Consider the following 15,082-nt stretch of genomic DNA (forward strand, 5'->3'; position numbering starts at 1 on the left):
TGGAGCGCTACCGCGAGGTCATGGACGCCTATCTGGCGGGCCTGGAGAAGGCCAAGGCGGCGGGCATCGGCCTCGCCACGATCCACTCCGTCGCCGGCGGTTCCATGGTGCTGGTTTCGCTCATGTGGAAGTGTTCACCCCGTCAACAAGATCCTTCTTTGCAGCCGGGGGATTCTAACCGGTCGCTCACGCGGGGACGGGAGCGGGTGACCTGTTCTCGCCCCCGGGCCCCTCTTCGGTCCGGACGGCCTCGTACTCCGGCGCCGGACGGGCGGAAAGGGGCCGCCTCTTCACAGGGGACTGCCCGCTCAGAGGTGCCTGTTGGAGGGGGACCGGGCGCGCCGCGGGCCGTTCCGGCGGAGGGGGCGCCTGTGACGTCACCGCGGCGACGGGTGCCGTCATCTTCGTCACCCCGCACGGCACCGCCCCCGTCGCGTACGGCAGTTGCAGGACCCCCTCCCTGGTCCACAGGCCCGTGCCCGCCAACCAGCCCTCCGGGGGTGGGAGATGGTGGACCTGGCGTTCTTCCGGCCGCCACACGCCCACCCAGCTGCCGGCCGGGCCGTCGATGCGCAGGGCCACCGCGCAGCGCTCCGGCGTCAGTACCTGCCCCGGCTGGATCGCGAACGGCGTCACCGCGCAGTCGGTGGCGCGCAGACAGTCGGGGAAGCGGATCGGCAGGGTGCTGCCGAGGACGCCCCAGCCGAGACGGTCGTGGCCCGGGGACGGCGCGTCGGAGCGGATCAGCAGCAGTCCGCTGTCGGCGTCCGCGAGCAGCAGCCGGTCGTCGCTGTCCTCGGCGATCTGCAGCAGTGGCGTTACTTCACCGCCGCGCCCCAGGTCGACGACCACCGTCTTGGTCCGGCCGTCCCGGCAGCGGTCCAGGGCCAGCAGGCGCCCCGTGCCGTCCAGCCAGACCCCGCCCGAACAGCGGCCCGGCACCTCGGCCAGGTGCTCGGGCCCGAAGGCCCCGCCCGCCACCAGCCACACCGCCGTGGAGTCCCGGCCCGTGGCGAGGGCGTACGCGTGCTCCCCGTCCGGCGCGGGCGGCAGCAGCCACAGCCGGGTGTCCTCGTCGTGGCACTCCACCGCGCCGAGAAGCAGCTCCCCGGTGCCGGGTCCGGTCGGATACAGCAGCGAGAACGTGTGCCGCCCGTCCGTGACGCGGTGGATCAGCACCCGCCCGTCGGTCATCGGCAGCACCTCGGTGCCGGGGTCCTCCGGCTGGTGGGACGGCAGCGGTACGGCGTAGGGCTCGGGGCCGTCCAGCGTCCAGCGCTCCGGGAACCAGCATTCGCCGTCGAGGGCGAGGCGGGCCGCGTAGGTTCCGTCCGCGGCGATCACACAGGTGGGGCGGGCGATCACATCTCTGGGGCGCGCGGTCGCATCCGCGGGGCGGGCGGGCACGTCTGCGGGGCCAGTGGCCCGCTCGTCCCCGGGTTCCGCCGCAGCTTCGGTGGCACAGACCGTCATCGTTCGGTCACCTCCGGCCACGAAGCTAGTTTTCGTACGCACAGACGTGGGACCGGCGGGCGGGCGCTTCACACATAAGGGTGGCCGTCCCGCGATTCGCCTGAGGGAACGGGGACGCGTGTGCTGAGCCGGGCGGGGAGAAGGCGGTGGGGCCCGGATCACCGGGCGCCGCCCGCCGCCGGGACCCCTGGCCGCGCACCCCGGGACCGGCCCGCGACCGGTGGGGCACCGGCCCAAGCCAGGTAGCCTTTTCCCCGTGCCCCGTCTGTCTGAAGTCATCGCCGCGCTCGACGCCCTCTGGCCCCCCGAGAGGGCCGAGGGATGGGACGCGGTCGGCACCGTGTGCGGCGAGCCCGACCAGGAGATCACCCGGGTCCTGTTCGCCGTCGACCCCGTTCGGGAAATCGTCGACGAAGCGGTGAAGCTGGGCGCGAACCTGCTGGTCACCCACCATCCGCTCTATCTGCGCGGGACGACGACGGTCGCGGCCGACACCTTCAAGGGCCGGGTCGTGCACACCCTCATCAAGAACGACATCGCGCTGCATGTCGCCCACACCAACGCCGACCGCGCCGACCCGGGAGTCAGCGACGCCCTCGCCGGGGCACTCGACCTCCGGGTCGTACGGCCGCTCGTGCCGGATCCCACCGACCCCGAGGGCCGCCGCGGCCTCGGCCGCGTCTGTGAGCTGGACCACCCGCTGACCGTCCGTGAACTCGCCGCGCGCGCCGCCGGGCGACTGCCCGCCACCGCGCAGGGCATCCGCGTCGCCGGTGACCTGGAGTCGGTCGTACGGACCGTCGCGGTCAGCGGCGGCTCCGGCGACAGCCTCTTCGACGACGTGCGCGCCTCCGGCGTCGACGCCTTCCTCACCGCGGACCTGCGCCACCACCCGGCATCGGAGGCCCGCGCCCACAGTCCTCTCGCGCTGCTCGACGCGGCGCACTGGGCCACCGAGTGGCCCTGGTGCGAGCTGGCCGCCGCCCAGCTCGACGAGATCTCCGACCGCAAGGGATGGGGCCTGCGGGTCCACGTCTCCAAGACGGTCACCGACCCCTGGACCGCCCACGCGGCGTCCACCGAAACACCTAACGCAATGGGAGCCCCCAACTGAACGCCGCGCCCGCCGACCAGATCCGACTTCTCGACGTCCAGGCCCTCGACGTACGCCTGCAGCAGCTCGCGCACAAGCGCAGGTCCCTTCCCGAGCACGCCGAGATCGAGTCGCTGAACAAGGACCTCACGCAGCTGCGCGACCTGCTCGTCGCCGCGCAGACAGAGGAGAGCGACTGCGCCCGCGAGCAGATCAAGGCCGAGCAGGACGTGGACCAGGTGCGCCAGCGCGCCAACCGCGACCAGCAGCGCCTGGACTCCGGTGCCGTCACCTCCCCCAAGGACCTGGAGAACCTCCAGCGCGAGATCACCTCCCTCGCCAAGCGGCAGGGCGACCTGGAGGACGTCGTCCTCGAGGTCATGGAGCGCCGTGAGTCCGCGCAGGAGCGGGTCGCCGAGCTGACCGGGCGGACCTCCTCCGTGCAGTCGAAGATCGACGACGCGACCGCCCGCCGGGACGCCGCCTTCGAGTCCCTCGACGGCGAGGCCGCCTCGGCGACGAAGGAGCGCGAGGTCGTCGCGGCCTCCGTCCCCGCCGACCTGCTGAAGCTCTACGACAAGCTGCGCCAGCAGCAGGGCGGCGTCGGCGCCGCGCGGCTCTACCAGCGCCGTTGCGAGGGCTGCCGCCTGGAGCTCAACATCACCGAGGTCAACGACGTGAAGGCGGCCTCCCCGGACACCGTGCTGCGCTGCGAGAACTGCCGCCGCATCCTGGTGCGTACGTCCGAGTCCGGTCTGTAAGGGGCGCGGGGCGTGCGGGAGTTCATCGTCGAGGCCGACGGCGGTTCCCGGGGCAACCCGGGGCCCGCGGGTTACGGCGCCGTGGTCATCGACGCGGCCACCGGGGAGACGCTGGCGGAGTGTGCCGAGTACATCGGCTTCGCCACCAACAACGTCGCCGAGTACCGGGGCCTGGTGGCGGGCCTGCGCGCCGCCCACGAACTGGACCCGGCCGCGCGCGTCCGGGTCCGGATGGACTCCAAGCTCGTCGTCGAGCAGTTGTCCGGCCGCTGGAAGATCAAGCACCCGGACATGAAGCCCCTGGCCGCGGAGGCGGCCCGCGTCTTCCCGCCGGACCGGATCACCTACGAGTGGATGCCGCGCGAACAGAACAAGCACGCGGACCGACTGGCCAACGAGGCGATGGACGCGGGCAAGCGGGGCGAGCAGTGGTCGCCGTCGACATCGACGGCGGAACTGGAGGCGCAGGGTTCGCGGGCGCCCCTTCAGGGGCGCGGGGAACTGCGCGACCAGCCCCCACAGCCCCGCACTCCTACGACTCCCGGCGGCGAAGCCGTGAAGGCCGACGCCGATGTGCGGGCCGCGCAGCACGTGGCCACCGCCCCGCAACCGACCGTAGGCTGGGGCGCGGCCCCCGACATGGGCGCCCCCGCCACCTTCGTGCTCCTGCGCCACGGCGAGACCCCCCTCACCCCCCAGAAGCGATTCTCCGGCAGCGGCGGCACCGACCCGTCGCTCTCGGACGTGGGCCGGGAACAGGCCGAGCGCGTCGCCGCCGCGCTGGCCGCGCGCGGCACCGTCGAGGCGATCGTGGCGTCGCCACTCACCCGTACCCGCCAGACCGCCGCCGTCGTCGCCGCCCGCCTGGGACTGGACGTCGCCATCGAGGACGGCCTGCGCGAGACGGACTTCGGTGCCTGGGAGGGACTCACCTTCGCCGAAGTGCAGGAGCGGTATCCCGACGACCTGAAGACCTGGCTCGCCTCCCCGAAGGCCGAACCGACCGGCGGCGGCGAGAGCTTCGCGGCGACCGCCCGCCGTATCGCCACCACCCGCGACAAGCTCATCGCCTCCTACGCGGGCCGCACCGTCCTGCTCGTCAGCCACGTCACCCCGATCAAGACCCTCGTACGGCTCGCGATCGGTGCTCCGCCGGAGTCCCTGTACCGGATGGAGCTGTCCGCGGCCTCCCTGTCGGCGGTGGCCTACTACGCGGACGGCAACGCCAGCCTGCGCCTCTTCAACGACACCTCTCACCTGCGCTGAGCGGCCCGGGTCCGGGGGTCACCTGCGCTGAGCGGCCCGGGTCCGGGGGGCACCTGCGCTGAGCGGCCCGGGTCCGGGGGTCACCTGCGCTGAGCGGCCCGGGTCCGGGGGTCACCTGCGCTGAGCGGCCCGGGCCCGGAGGATCTCGGCGGTCTCCCGGTCCGCCGGGAGGAAGGCCTCCAGGTGGAGCTCGGCGAGCGTCACGTCGACCGCGGTCGCGAACGACGTCAGCGTGGTGAGCAGTCTCAACTCACCCTCCGCGCACCGCAGTCGCAGCGGCACGGCGAAGCCGAGATAGTCGGCGCCGGGCTCACTCGCCGGTACGTAGTCCGCCAACTCATCGGCCAGGGAGCCGAGTCGGGGATCGGGACTGCGCACGGCACGGGCCCGCAGGTTCTCCACGATGTGCTGCCCCCACGCGTCCAGGTTCACCACCCGTGAGCCCATCCCGCGCGGATGCAGCGCGAGCCGCAGCACATTGACGGGCGGCGCGAGCAGCGCGGGGTCCGCGCCCTCGGTGAGCACGTCGAACGCCTGGTTCGCCGCGACGAGTTCACCCCGCGGCCCGGCCACCACCGCCGGATACGGCAGATGCCCTTCGAGGATGCTGTCCAGCGCCTCCCGTACGGGTTTCAGCGCGACCGCGTCGAGCGGTGACTCGGCGAACGCGGGCGCGTAACCGGCCGCCAGCAGAAGCGAGTTGCGCTCCCGCAGCGTCAGGCCGAGCGACTCGGCGAGCCGGATCACGATCTCCCTGCCGGGCACCGACCGTCCGCGCTCGATGAAACTGACGTACCGCTGGGTCGTCCCCGCCCGGGAGGCGAGCTCCAGCTGGCTGACCCGGCGGGCGGTGCGCCAGCGCAGCAACTCGCGGGCGAAGGGCGGTGGTTCGGTCACCGAGGCGGCCGCGGTGCTGATGGTCATGGCTCAGTTGTACGTCACGGGTACGACAGTCCCGCCATACCTCACCGGGAATTGAGCGGCCTACCCCGTCCGAGCAGCATGGACGTATCCACGGAGCACACCCCAGGGAGCCGACATGCGCGCCTACCACCTCGAAACGCCCGGCACCGTCGACGGCACCGCCGCGCGCGAGACGGACCGCCCCGGGCCCGGCCCCCGCGACATCCTCGTCCGCGTCCGCGCCGTCTCCCTCAACAAGCGCGATCTGCTGATCCTGAAGGGGACCTATCCGCTGAAGGCCGTGCCGGACGTGATCCCGGTGAGTGACGGCGCGGGCGAAGTCGTCGCGGTGGGTGCGGAGGTGGCCCGGTTCGCGGTCGGGGACCGGGTGGCGAGCACGTACTTCCCGAAGTGGACCGACGGCCGGATCACGCCCGCGCTGACCGACCAGCCCGGCGCCACCCTGCCCGGCATGCTCACCGAGTACGCGTGCCTCGACGAGAACGCGGCGGTGCGGGTGCCCGACCACCTGGGCTGGGAGGAGGCCGCCTGCCTGCCCTGCGCGGGCGTCACGGCCTGGCACGCGTTGACCGGCGGCGAGGCGGTGGTCCCCGGCGAGACGGTGCTGACACTCGGCACGGGCGCGCTCTCGCTGTTCGCCGTACAGTTCGCGAAGCTGCTGGGCGCCGAGGTCGTCGCCACGACATCGAGCCCGGAGAAGGCCGAGCGACTCAAGGCCCTGGGCGCCGACCACATCGTGCGGTACGCCGACCACCCCGCGTGGGGACAGACGGTCCGCGACCTCACGGGCGGGCGCGGCGTGGACCTCGTCGTCGAGACCGTGGGCCCGGAGACGATCGAGCAGTCGGTCCGCGTCTCGGCGCTCTACGGCAGGATCGTCCTGGTCAGCGCCAACAGCCCGCGCAAGGCCTCCCTGGAGATCACGACGGACGCGCTCGCGTCGAGCCTGGTGACGATGCGGCGGCTCTTCGTCGGTAGCCGTACTCACTTCGAGTCCATGAACCGGGCCCTCACCCTGCACGGCACCCGTCCGGTCATCGACCGGGCCTTCGGCTTCGACGAGGTCCACGAGGCGTTCCGCCACTACGAGTCAGGTGTGGCCTTCGGCAAGGTCGTCATCCGCGTGGCCTGAGCGCGGCCGCCTCGCGCGCCAGGCCCTCCACGCGCCCCCAGTCCTTCGCCGCGATCGCGTCCTCGGGAAGCATCCACGTCCCGCCCACGCAGCCGACGTTGGGGAGGGCGAGGTAGTCCGGCGCGTAGGTGGGGCCGATACCGCCCGTCGGGCAGAACCGGGCCTGCGGCAGCGGTCCGGCGAGCGACCTGAGGTACGCCGTGCCGCCCGCCGCCTGCGCCGGGAAGAACTTCATCTCCCGCACCCCGCGCTCCAGCAGCGCCACCACTTCCGAGGTCGTGGACACCCCCGGCAGGAACGGCACCCCGGACGCCTTCATGGCATCGAGCAGTACGTCGGTCCAGCCGGGACTGACCAGGAAACGGGCGCCCGCGGTCACGCACTCCGTCACCTGCGCCGGCGTGATGACGGTGCCCGCGCCGACCACCGCGCCCGGCACCCCGTCCGCGATCGCCCGGATGGCGTCGAGAGCGCAGGGCGTCCGCAGGGTCACCTCTATCGCGGGCAGCCCACCCGCGACGAGTGCCGCAGCCAGGGGTACGGCGTCCTCGACCTCGTTCACCACGACGACGGGAACCACGGGCGCGAGATCCAGCACGGAGGCGGCGGGAACCGAGGGCAGCGGTGAGCTCATGGGCTCATCGTGCCCTCGTCGTGCAACATGCGCAAAGAGCGTTGCGCATGTTGCAACCATGCCTATGGCGCACCTCTAGTGCACCTCGTTCACCAGCACATCCAGCGCCCAGGCCGTCCCCGCCCGCGCGGGCGGGGACACCTCCACCTCGTACCCGAGGTCCCGCAGTGCCTCCACGAGCTCCGCCGGACCGGCGGGCGCAGCGCCCGCTGCCAGCAGACTCCGCACGATCCGCCCCTTCGTCGCCTTGTTGAAGTGGCTGACCACCTTCCGGGTGGGCGCGTGCAGCACCCGGACCGTCGCCGTCCGCCCGGCGACCTCGCCCTTCGGCTTCCACGCGCCCGTGTACGCCGAGGACCGCAGGTCGAGCACCAGCCCGTCGCCGGCCGCCTCGGGGAGCGCGGCGGCCATCGGCGTACGCCAGTGCGCGCCCAGCGCCCCGAGCCCCGGCAGCCTGACTCCCATCGAGCAGCGGTACGACGGGATCTTGTCCGTGACCCGGACCGCGCCCCACAGCCCGGAGAAGACGAGCAGCGAGCGGCCCGCGCGCCGCTTGGCAGCCGTGTCCATCGAGGCCAGGTCCAGGGCGTCGTACAGCACTCCCGTGTAGATCTCCCCGGCCGGGCGCGCGCCCGAGGTGCGCAGCTCCGTGTTCTTGGCGATCTCGCCGCGCAGGCCCTCGCTCAGCCCGAGCACCTCGCGGGCCTTCTCCTCGTCACCCGCGCACAGCTCGGCCAGCTCGTCGAGGACCGCCTGACGTGCCTCGGTGAGCCCGGGCAGGGACAGCGACTCCAGCTTCAGCGCGGTTCCCCGGCCGGAGGGCGCCTTGCCCTCGGAAGGCGGCAGCAGCACGAGCACGGTGGTGTTCTCCTAACGGTGGGTATGGCCCGGCGCCAGCCTAAGGGGTCCTCCCGGACGTCGAACGCGCTCGGGGCGCTGCCCGTTTGTTCGGACGCTCGGGGCGCTGCCCGTTTGTTCGGATGCTCGGGGCGCTGCCCGTTTGTCCGGACGCTCGGGGCGCCGCCCGTATGTCCGCACGCTCGGGCGCCGCCCGGACGTCCGCACGCTCGGGGTGCCGCTCGCAGGCACGCGACCTACGCTCGACCCATGCCGTGCCGCCACATCCGCGCCATCTGCGTACCGGGGGCTCCTCTGCAGGCCGCCCTGTGCGCTCTGCGGACCGAGCTGGGTGTGCCCGCGAGCTTCCCGCCCGGCGTACTGGAGGAGGCCGCCCGGCCACCCCGCCTGCCTCCCCACGACGCGACGGACATCCCCTTGTTCACCATCGACCCGCCGACGTCCAGCGACCTCGACCAGGCGATGCACCTGTCCCGCCGTGAGAACGGCCGCGGCTACCGCGTCCGGTACGCGATCGCCGACGTCGCCGCCTTCCTCGCCCCCGGCGGCGCCCTCGACGCCGAGGCGCACCGCCGCGTGACGACCCTCTACTTCCCGGACGAGAAGGTCCCCCTCCATCCGGCCCGGCTCTCCGAAGGCACCGCCAGCCTCCTGCCGGACCAGACCTGCCCGGCCGTGCTCTGGACGATCGACCTGGACGCGGACGGCCGCACGGAGAGCGTCGGCGTACGCCGGGCCCTCGTCCGCAGCCGCGCCAAGCTCGACTACGCGCACGTACAGAAGTCGATCGACGGCGGCACGGCGGAGGAGCCGCTCGCCCTCCTCAAGGACATCGGGACGCTGCGCGAGCGCCTGGAGGTGGAGCGCGGCGGGATCTCCCTCAACGTCCCCGAGCAGGAGATCGTCGAGACGGACGGGACGTACGAACTCGTCTATCGCGCCCCGCTCCCCGCCGACGCCTGGAACGCGCAGATCTCCCTGCTCACCGGGATGGCGGCGGCCGACCTGATGCTCGCGCACGGCACCGGCGTCCTGCGCACGCTACCCGCCGCCCCCGATGGCGCGGTCGGCCGCCTTCGCCGCACGGCCAGGGCCCTGCACATCGACTGGCCGCACCACGTCTCGTACGCGCGGCTCGTCCGCTCCCTCGACCCGCATCTGCCGCGCCACGCCGCCTTCCTCCAGGAGTGCACGACGCTGCTGCGCGGCGCGGGCTACACGGTGTTCCGGGGTGGCGTCCTCCCCGACGTCACCTCCCACGCCGCCGTGGCCGCGCCCTACGCCCACTGCACGGCCCCCCTGCGCCGTCTCGTCGACCGCTACGCCTCGGAAATCTGCCTGGCCGCCGCCGCGGACGAACCGCCCCCCGACTGGGTTCTCGCCGCCCTCGACACCCTTCCCAAGGAGATGGCCGAGGGCTCCCGACGCGCCGGCGTCGTGGAACGCGAGTGCGTCGACATCGTCGAGGCCGCGCTCCTCAAGGACCGGGTCGGGGACATCTTCGACGGGAGTGTGGTGGATGTGATGGATCGTCGACCCACGGTCGGCACAGTTCAGTTGGAGTCACCCGCGGTCGTCGCCCGCATCGAGGGCGGCACGGTGACGCTGCCGCTGGGGGAGCGGTTGCGGGTCCGCCTCACCCAGGCAGACCCGGGCACGGCGAAGGTGCAGTTCGCGCCCGCGTGAGGGCCCGTACGAGTTCGTCGGGGTCGTCCGCGTGCAGCCGCACGAGACGGACCCGACGCTCCCTGCCCAGGAAGCTGAAGTGCGTTACGGGGGCGGCCAGTTCGATGGTCACGTCGGTCTGGGCGCCCACGGCGAGGTTCAGTTCGCCCTCGGCGTGCTCGTGCGTGGTGCGCAGCTCGCGGCGCACCACCGCGATGTCCGCCACGGGTATCCGCAGATCCACGTGCGCGCCGTCGCGGACGCGCAGGTACGTGGAGTCGAGGATGTGCGGGCGCGTCACGCAGGCCGCGTGTATGCCGACGACCATCAGCACGGTGTAGACGTCGAGGAGGAGAACGACCGCGTGTACGACCGGCCATCCGCGCAGCAGCACCGCCATCCCGGCCGTCTCGACGACGCACACGAAGGCGAGCCCCCACATCATGGTGCCCTGGCCCCGCGCGTGACCGAAGGGGCGCCCGTCGCGCGTGCCGTGCGTCCGCAGGGTCACCCACAGCAACAGGCTCGCGAACAAGCGCAGTTCATGCCGTACGAGGGCGCGCACGATCCTCATCGCCCGCGCTCCGTGAACATCCGCATCGCCCGCCGGATCGCCTCCGCCTGGGCCGGGGCGACGTCGGCGTAGAGGGCGCGCAGAAAGCTGTCGTCGAGGCCGGGAGCGAGGTCGGCCTCCTGGAGCAGGGAATCGGGCAGGCAGCCGGCGAGTACCCGGGCCGCCTCGTCCACGCGCGGGTCGGCAGGGTCGTCCGGGTCGGCGTCGGCGAGCGCGTCGAGGAGCGCGTACACCTCGTGCGCCCGCGCCACGGCGGCGGGCGTTTCGAAGGCGCTGCCCAGCGCTGCCATCAGCCGCTTCCGGTTCTCGGGCGAGGCCACGGTGTCGATCAGAGCGAGCACCTCGCGGTCCCTGGCGGCCATGGGGGACTCGGGGCCGTGCGCCATCCCCGTGAGCAGCGCGGCCAGTTCGGGGGAGACGGGGCCCTCGGCGGGCAGGTTCCCGTCCCGGTCCAGCAGGGCGCGCAGCCGCTCCCGCCGCTCCCGGATCGCCGCCTCCTGACGGGCGAGATCGGCGTCGAGCTCCTCGAGCACTTCGGCGAGATCGCGCCCCGCGTCGTCCGCGAGCACGTCCCGCACCTCGGCGAGCCCCAGTCCCAGCTCGGTCAGCCGCCGGATCCGGGCGAGCACGACGGCGTGCCGCAGCGTGTAGTCCCGGTAGCCGTTGGGGCGCCGCTCGGGCTCCGGCAACAGCCCGAGATGGTGGTAGTGCCGCACCGTCCGCGTGGTGACACCTACGGCGACGGCGAGTTCTCCGATTCGCATGCCCTCAGTAGAAACGTTGACGTTGCGGCAGGGTCAAGCGAGGAGATCCTCGGCGGCATGGAAACGCGGGCCGGCGGCGTTGCACTCCTGACGAGACCGACCGGGGAGGCGGCCATGAGTGCACGACGTGAAGAGGCCCGCTGGACCCGGGCCACTCTCGGCCGTGACGGTCCGCCCCTCGACCTGCTGACCGCACACTTCGACCAGCACCGCTACGCACCGCACGCCCACGACGAGTACACCATCGGAGTCTGCGTCGGCGGCTCCGAGATCATCGACTACCGGGGCGGCCGCATCCGCACCGGCCCCGGCTCGATCGTCGTCCTGGCTCCGGGCGAGATGCACACCGGCGGCCCGGCCGCTTCCGACGGCTACGCCTACCGGGCCCTGTACGCCGAGCCTTCCCTGCTCACCGAGGGCGTTCTGGGCAGCCCCCCGCACTTCCGGGATCCCGTCCTCGACGACCCCGAACTGGCCGCCGCCCTGCGCACCGCCCACACGGACCTGAGCGCCTGCCCCGACCCACTGGAGGCCGAGTCCCGCCTCCCCTGGCTGCTGGCCGCCCTCGCCCGCCGCCACTCCACGGCCCGCCCGGCGTGCGACACGGTCCCGGGAGCGGCCCACATAGCCCACGCCGTACGCGACCGCCTCGCCGACGAACTCCTGGCACCCCCGTCACTCGCCTCCCTCGCCACCGACCTGGGCCTCTCCCGCTACCAGCTCCTGCGCGCCTTCCGTACGACGATGGGGATACCGCCCTACGCCTGGCTCGCCCAGCACCGGGTGAACCGGGCCCGCGCCCTGCTGGAGAGCGGCCTGCGCCCCGCCGAGGTCGCCCCGCTCGTGGGCTTCGCGGACCAGGCGCACCTGACGCGCTGGTTCCGCAGGGTGCTCGGGGTGACCCCGGCGGCGTACCGGACAAGCGTGTCGCCGACGGCGTAGCGCAACAGCGTTCAAGACAGCTGACCGCCGGGCGGCCGAAACTCCCCCCATGACTGCACGCGGCTGGTTCCTGTTCTCCCTGATGGGAGTGGTCTGGGGCATCCCCTACCTGATGATCAAAGTGGCGGTGGACGGCGTGTCCCCGTCGACGGTGGTGTTCACTCGCTGCGCGGTGGGCGCAGCGCTGCTGCTCCCCTTCGCGATCCGCCAAGGGGGCCTTACCGGTTTTGGCCGGACCATACGAACCCACTGGCGCCCCATGCTGGCCTTCGCGTGCATCGAGATCATGGTCCCGTGGTGGACCCTCACGGACGCCGAGCGCCACCTCTCCAGCTCCACGGCGGGCCTGCTGATCGCCGGGGTGCCGATCGTCGGCGTGGCCGCGGCCCGCCTCTTCGGCGACACGGAACGCCTCGGCGCCCGCAGGACGACCGGCCTGGCCCTCGGCCTGTCCGGCGTCGCGGTCCTCACCGTCCCACACCTGACCGGCGGCGACGCCCGCTCGCTCGCCGAGGTACTGCTGACGGTGATCGGGTACGCCACCGCCCCCGTCATAGCCGCCCGCCACCTCAAGAACGTCCCCTCGCTCCACCTCACGGCCGCGTGCCTGACCCTGGCGGCCCTGGTCTACGCCCCCGCGGCAGCCGTCACCCACCCCTCCGGGCTCCCCTCCCCGCAGATCCTGGCCGCCCTCGCCGGCCTCGGCGTCATCTGCACCGCCGTCGCCTTCGTGGCCTTCCTGGAACTGATCAAGGAGGCGGGCCCGACGCGGGCGACGGTGATCACGTACGTCAACCCGGCCGTCGCCGTCGCCGCGGGCGCCCTCTTCCTCGACGAACGCCTGACCCCCGGCGTCCTCGCCGCGTTCGCTCTCATCCTGGCCGGCTCTGTGCTCGCCACGGCCGGCCCGAGGCGCACCCCACGCCCGGTACCATGGTCCACACGGCAGACGAGCCGGGCGGACGGCCGCGTGGAGGTCCTTGCGGACCTTCCCGAGGAACGTCCGGGCTCCACAGGGCAAGGTGGTGGCTAACGGCCACCCGGGGTGACCCGCGGGACAGTGCCACAGAAAACAGACCGCCGGGGACCTCGGTCCTCGGTAAGGGTGAAACGGTGGTGTAAGAGACCACCAGCGCCTGAGGTGACTCAGGCGGCTAGGTAAACCCCACCTGGAGCAAGGTCAAAAGGAAGCACCTCGGTGTTTCTGCGCGGACGTTCGAGGGCTGCCCGCCCGAGTCCGCGGGTAGACCGCACGAGACCGGCGGCAACGCCGGTCCTAGATGGATGGCCGTCTCCCCGGCCGCCGCGAGGCGACCGGGCGACAGAACCCGGCGTACAGCCCGACTCGTCTGCCGCCACCTGCGACTTTACCTCGGAAAGGGCCTCTGACCTGCGCCGGAGACCCTTTCCGGTCTTTCGGGGCTTGCCGTGTTAGACGGCGGAGTGGCTCACCCTCGCCGAACAGGCCCGTGCAGTGCACGCCATCTGCACCGCCTCTGGTCACGCGAGACGTCCGCACAGCTCAGAGGCCGTATCGACGAATCGCGCAGCCGTCCCCGGCATGCAACCCGCCTCGTCTGCCCTTCAGCCCCCGGAAGAAGCGGATGTCAGAGCGCGTCGACCCCGCTCACCCTCCAGCCGTCGGACGTAAGGGCCACCGTCATCCGCACCCGGTTCAGGTCCACGCGGGAGCCCGAGACCTGGGTGCTCGTGGTCACCTGGTTGACGAAGAGGAGGACCACGGCCCGGTCGGCCGAGGCCGAGATCACGGAGGCCGCCGGAGAGCCGCCGGTGGGCTGCGCCACCGTGGCCTTCACCACCCCGTGGTACTTCCTGGCCGTCGGCCCGACCACCGTCGTGGTGGTCTTCCGGTACTCGTCACGGAAGTGCCCGGTGAGCCGGGCGCGGGCCGCGGCGAAGTCACGGTCCAGGTGCCTGTAGTCGTACGACAGCACGACTGGCGCCGCCTGGAGTGCGGCCGCGAGTGCCTGACCGCGTGCCTGTTCGGCCCGCACGCCCTCCCGGTAGCGCCACCCGAGAACGGCGGCCGCGACCAGGCCCGCCAGGAGCAGGACACACAGGGCGGCGGTGAGCAGCCGCCGCCGACCGTGCCGCGCAGCCGTACCGGGGCCGGGCTCGCCCTCCTCCTGCGGTGGGTCCTCCTCGAAGCACTCCGGCGAGGGCTCGGGCGGGTCGTCCCAGCCGTCCTCATCGGGGGCCTCGATGAGCACGGTGCGTCCCGCGGTCGGTGCCTCGGGCCGTCCCGGGACCTCCTCGTCGGTGGACGCCGGGTCCGGTTCGAGGTGGCCGCGCTCCGCGCGCTTGGCCGCCGCGCGGGCGGCCGCGGTCATGGTGTGCCGGGTGCCGGATCCGGAACCGGAGCCGCGGCTTCGGGTGGTCGTCTTCGCCACGGTCTTACTCCTCATGTCCTCATGGGTCGTATGGCGGGGAGGGCGCGGTCAGCCGACGAACTCGACGTCGGAGGTCAGCCAGCGGCCGTTTCGGTGCACCAGGTCGAACTGCAGCCGATAGGTGCGCGCCTCGCCCTTGGGGGCGGCGGTGTTGGTCACCTTGCTGTCGGCGACCACCAGGACGCGGGCCGAGTGCTCGTCGGAGCGGACGATGCCCGCGTCGAGGACCTGGCCCTCGGACACGGACTCGTTCGCGGCGACGAGCTTGGTCAGCTGCTCGGTCTGCGCGGCGAACTGCTTCTTGAAGTCGCCGGTGGCGCCCTGGAGGACGTTCGCGCTGTCCCGGTCGTAGTGCCGGTAGTCGAGCGAGGTGAAGTTCAGCGCCGACTGGCGGGCCGCGGCCAGGATGTCCTGGCGCCGCTGCGCCCTGTCGTGCTGGTCGTAGAGCCCAAGGATCAGCCAGATCGTCAGCGCCGTCGTGAGGACGGTCGCCACGGCGAGCGCCACCGACCACGCCCTGCCCGACCACGCTCTGCTCGACAGGGTCTTGCCCGACACGGTCACGCTCATGGTCCTGTTCATGGT

14 protein-coding genes, 1 other RNA gene and 1 pseudogene are annotated in these 15,082 nt (G+C 72.6%); 8 read left to right on the forward strand and 8 right to left on the reverse strand.

What is annotated here, in order from left to right:
- Positions 1 to 186: 186 nt before the first annotated feature.
- The gene (locus tag ABZ656_RS15145) at positions 187 to 1,473 is read right to left on the reverse strand and encodes a hypothetical protein (RefSeq protein WP_360268097.1); all 1,287 of its coding nucleotides are present in this window, start codon (positions 1,471 to 1,473) and stop codon (positions 187 to 189) included.
- 256 nt (positions 1,474 to 1,729) lie between these two features.
- On the opposite strand from ABZ656_RS15145, the gene ABZ656_RS15150 reads away from it, so the two are divergent.
- Genes ABZ656_RS15150 through ABZ656_RS15160 form a run of 3 tightly spaced genes read left to right on the forward strand, consistent with a single transcriptional unit; the run spans position 1,730 to position 4,593 of the window.
- Positions 1,730 to 2,587, forward strand: coding sequence for a Nif3-like dinuclear metal center hexameric protein (locus ABZ656_RS15150; protein ID WP_360268100.1), 858 nt, complete (start codon positions 1,730 to 1,732; stop codon positions 2,585 to 2,587).
- The gene (locus tag ABZ656_RS15155) at positions 2,584 to 3,327 is read left to right on the forward strand and encodes a C4-type zinc ribbon domain-containing protein (protein ID WP_101405458.1); all 744 of its coding nucleotides are present in this window, start codon (positions 2,584 to 2,586) and stop codon (positions 3,325 to 3,327) included. The genes ABZ656_RS15150 and ABZ656_RS15155 overlap by 4 nt, the downstream gene beginning before the upstream one ends.
- A 12-nt stretch (positions 3,328 to 3,339) precedes the next feature.
- Positions 3,340 to 4,593 carry a bifunctional RNase H/acid phosphatase gene (locus ABZ656_RS15160; protein WP_101405459.1) on the forward strand — a complete coding sequence of 418 codons (1,254 nt, stop codon included), beginning with the start codon at positions 3,340 to 3,342 and terminating at the stop codon, positions 4,591 to 4,593.
- 111 nt (positions 4,594 to 4,704) lie between these two features.
- Here the strand turns inward: ABZ656_RS15160 and ABZ656_RS15165 are convergent, their stop codons facing one another.
- On the reverse strand, positions 4,705 to 5,517 hold the full coding sequence (locus ABZ656_RS15165) for a helix-turn-helix transcriptional regulator (RefSeq protein ID WP_360268103.1): 813 nt from the start codon (positions 5,515 to 5,517) through the stop codon (positions 4,705 to 4,707).
- A 115-nt stretch (positions 5,518 to 5,632) separates the two neighbouring features.
- On the opposite strand from ABZ656_RS15165, the gene ABZ656_RS15170 reads away from it, so the two are divergent.
- Positions 5,633 to 6,649: an NAD(P)-dependent alcohol dehydrogenase gene (locus tag ABZ656_RS15170; protein WP_360268106.1), complete on the forward strand. Its 1,017-nt coding sequence runs from the start codon at positions 5,633 to 5,635 to the stop codon at positions 6,647 to 6,649.
- Here ABZ656_RS15170 and eda read toward each other — a convergent pair.
- Positions 6,633 to 7,283 carry a bifunctional 4-hydroxy-2-oxoglutarate aldolase/2-dehydro-3-deoxy-phosphogluconate aldolase gene (eda, locus tag ABZ656_RS15175; protein ID WP_101405462.1) on the reverse strand — a complete coding sequence of 217 codons (651 nt, stop codon included), beginning with the start codon at positions 7,281 to 7,283 and terminating at the stop codon, positions 6,633 to 6,635. The genes ABZ656_RS15170 and eda overlap by 17 nt on opposite strands.
- A 75-nt stretch (positions 7,284 to 7,358) precedes the next feature.
- The gene (gene yaaA, locus ABZ656_RS15180; protein WP_101405463.1) at positions 7,359 to 8,141 is read right to left on the reverse strand and encodes a peroxide stress protein YaaA; all 783 of its coding nucleotides are present in this window, start codon (positions 8,139 to 8,141) and stop codon (positions 7,359 to 7,361) included.
- 249 nt (positions 8,142 to 8,390) lie between these two features.
- Between yaaA and ABZ656_RS15185 the strand changes: the two genes are divergently transcribed.
- Positions 8,391 to 9,827, forward strand: a complete 1,437-nt coding sequence (locus ABZ656_RS15185; protein WP_360268110.1) for an RNB domain-containing ribonuclease — start codon at positions 8,391 to 8,393, stop codon at positions 9,825 to 9,827.
- Here the strand turns inward: ABZ656_RS15185 and ABZ656_RS15190 are convergent.
- Positions 9,778 to 10,380 (reverse strand): hypothetical protein, encoded by a 603-nt coding sequence (locus ABZ656_RS15190; RefSeq protein WP_360268113.1) that lies wholly within the window; start codon positions 10,378 to 10,380, stop codon positions 9,778 to 9,780. The two genes, ABZ656_RS15185 and ABZ656_RS15190, sit on opposite strands and share 50 nt — an antisense overlap.
- Complete coding sequence (locus ABZ656_RS15195; protein WP_360268116.1) at positions 10,377 to 11,144, reverse strand: MerR family transcriptional regulator; 768 nt, start codon at positions 11,142 to 11,144, stop codon at positions 10,377 to 10,379. Before ABZ656_RS15195 ends, ABZ656_RS15190 begins: the two co-directional genes overlap by 4 nt.
- Before the next feature lie 114 nt (positions 11,145 to 11,258).
- Between ABZ656_RS15195 and ABZ656_RS15200 the strand changes: the two genes are divergently transcribed.
- The 3 genes and pseudogenes from ABZ656_RS15200 to rnpB all read left to right on the forward strand — a co-directional run bounded on the left by ABZ656_RS15200 (position 11,259) and on the right by rnpB (position 13,438).
- Positions 11,259 to 12,086 (forward strand): AraC family transcriptional regulator, encoded by an 828-nt coding sequence (locus tag ABZ656_RS15200; RefSeq protein ID WP_360268119.1) that lies wholly within the window; start codon positions 11,259 to 11,261, stop codon positions 12,084 to 12,086.
- A 49-nt stretch (positions 12,087 to 12,135) separates the two neighbouring features.
- Positions 12,136 to 12,972 (forward strand): annotated as a pseudogene (locus ABZ656_RS15205) (EamA family transporter); the annotation flags it as partial.
- A gap of 64 nt (positions 12,973 to 13,036) precedes the next feature.
- Positions 13,037 to 13,438: RNase P RNA component class A (gene rnpB, locus ABZ656_RS15210), an RNA gene on the forward strand.
- Positions 13,439 to 13,693: 255 nt separating this feature from the next.
- Here the strand turns inward: rnpB and ABZ656_RS15215 are convergent.
- Both ABZ656_RS15215 and ABZ656_RS15220 read right to left on the reverse strand, forming a co-directional pair.
- Positions 13,694 to 14,512, reverse strand: coding sequence for a hypothetical protein (locus ABZ656_RS15215; protein WP_360268122.1), 819 nt, complete (start codon positions 14,510 to 14,512; stop codon positions 13,694 to 13,696).
- A gap of 33 nt (positions 14,513 to 14,545) precedes the next feature.
- On the reverse strand, positions 14,546 to 15,079 hold the full coding sequence (locus ABZ656_RS15220; protein ID WP_360268125.1) for a hypothetical protein: 534 nt from the start codon (positions 15,077 to 15,079) through the stop codon (positions 14,546 to 14,548).
- Positions 15,080 to 15,082 lie beyond the last annotated feature (3 nt).

It is taken from the genome of Streptomyces sp. NPDC007095 (assembly GCF_040634475.1).
Taxonomy (GTDB): domain Bacteria; phylum Actinomycetota; class Actinomycetes; order Streptomycetales; family Streptomycetaceae; genus Streptomyces.

Coding starts and splice junctions, on each gene's coding strand:
- ABZ656_RS15215 (WP_360268122.1), bottom strand. CDS start 14,512: ATGAGGAGTAAGACCGTGGCGAAGACGACCACCCGAAGCCGCGGCTCC.
- ABZ656_RS15195 (WP_360268116.1), bottom strand. CDS start 11,144: ATGCGAATCGGAGAACTCGCCGTCGCCGTAGGTGTCACCACGCGGACG.
- ABZ656_RS15165 (WP_360268103.1), bottom strand. CDS start 5,517: ATGACCATCAGCACCGCGGCCGCCTCGGTGACCGAACCACCGCCCTTC.
- ABZ656_RS15185 (WP_360268110.1), top strand. CDS start 8,391: ATGCCGTGCCGCCACATCCGCGCCATCTGCGTACCGGGGGCTCCTCTG.
- ABZ656_RS15170 (WP_360268106.1), top strand. CDS start 5,633: ATGCGCGCCTACCACCTCGAAACGCCCGGCACCGTCGACGGCACCGCC.
- eda (WP_101405462.1), bottom strand. CDS start 7,283: ATGAGCTCACCGCTGCCCTCGGTTCCCGCCGCCTCCGTGCTGGATCTC.
- ABZ656_RS15190 (WP_360268113.1), bottom strand. CDS start 10,380: ATGAGGATCGTGCGCGCCCTCGTACGGCATGAACTGCGCTTGTTCGCG.
- ABZ656_RS15200 (WP_360268119.1), top strand. CDS start 11,259: ATGAGTGCACGACGTGAAGAGGCCCGCTGGACCCGGGCCACTCTCGGC.
- ABZ656_RS15220 (WP_360268125.1), bottom strand. CDS start 15,079: ATGAACAGGACCATGAGCGTGACCGTGTCGGGCAAGACCCTGTCGAGC.
- ABZ656_RS15145 (WP_360268097.1), bottom strand. CDS start 1,473: ATGACGGTCTGTGCCACCGAAGCTGCGGCGGAACCCGGGGACGAGCGG.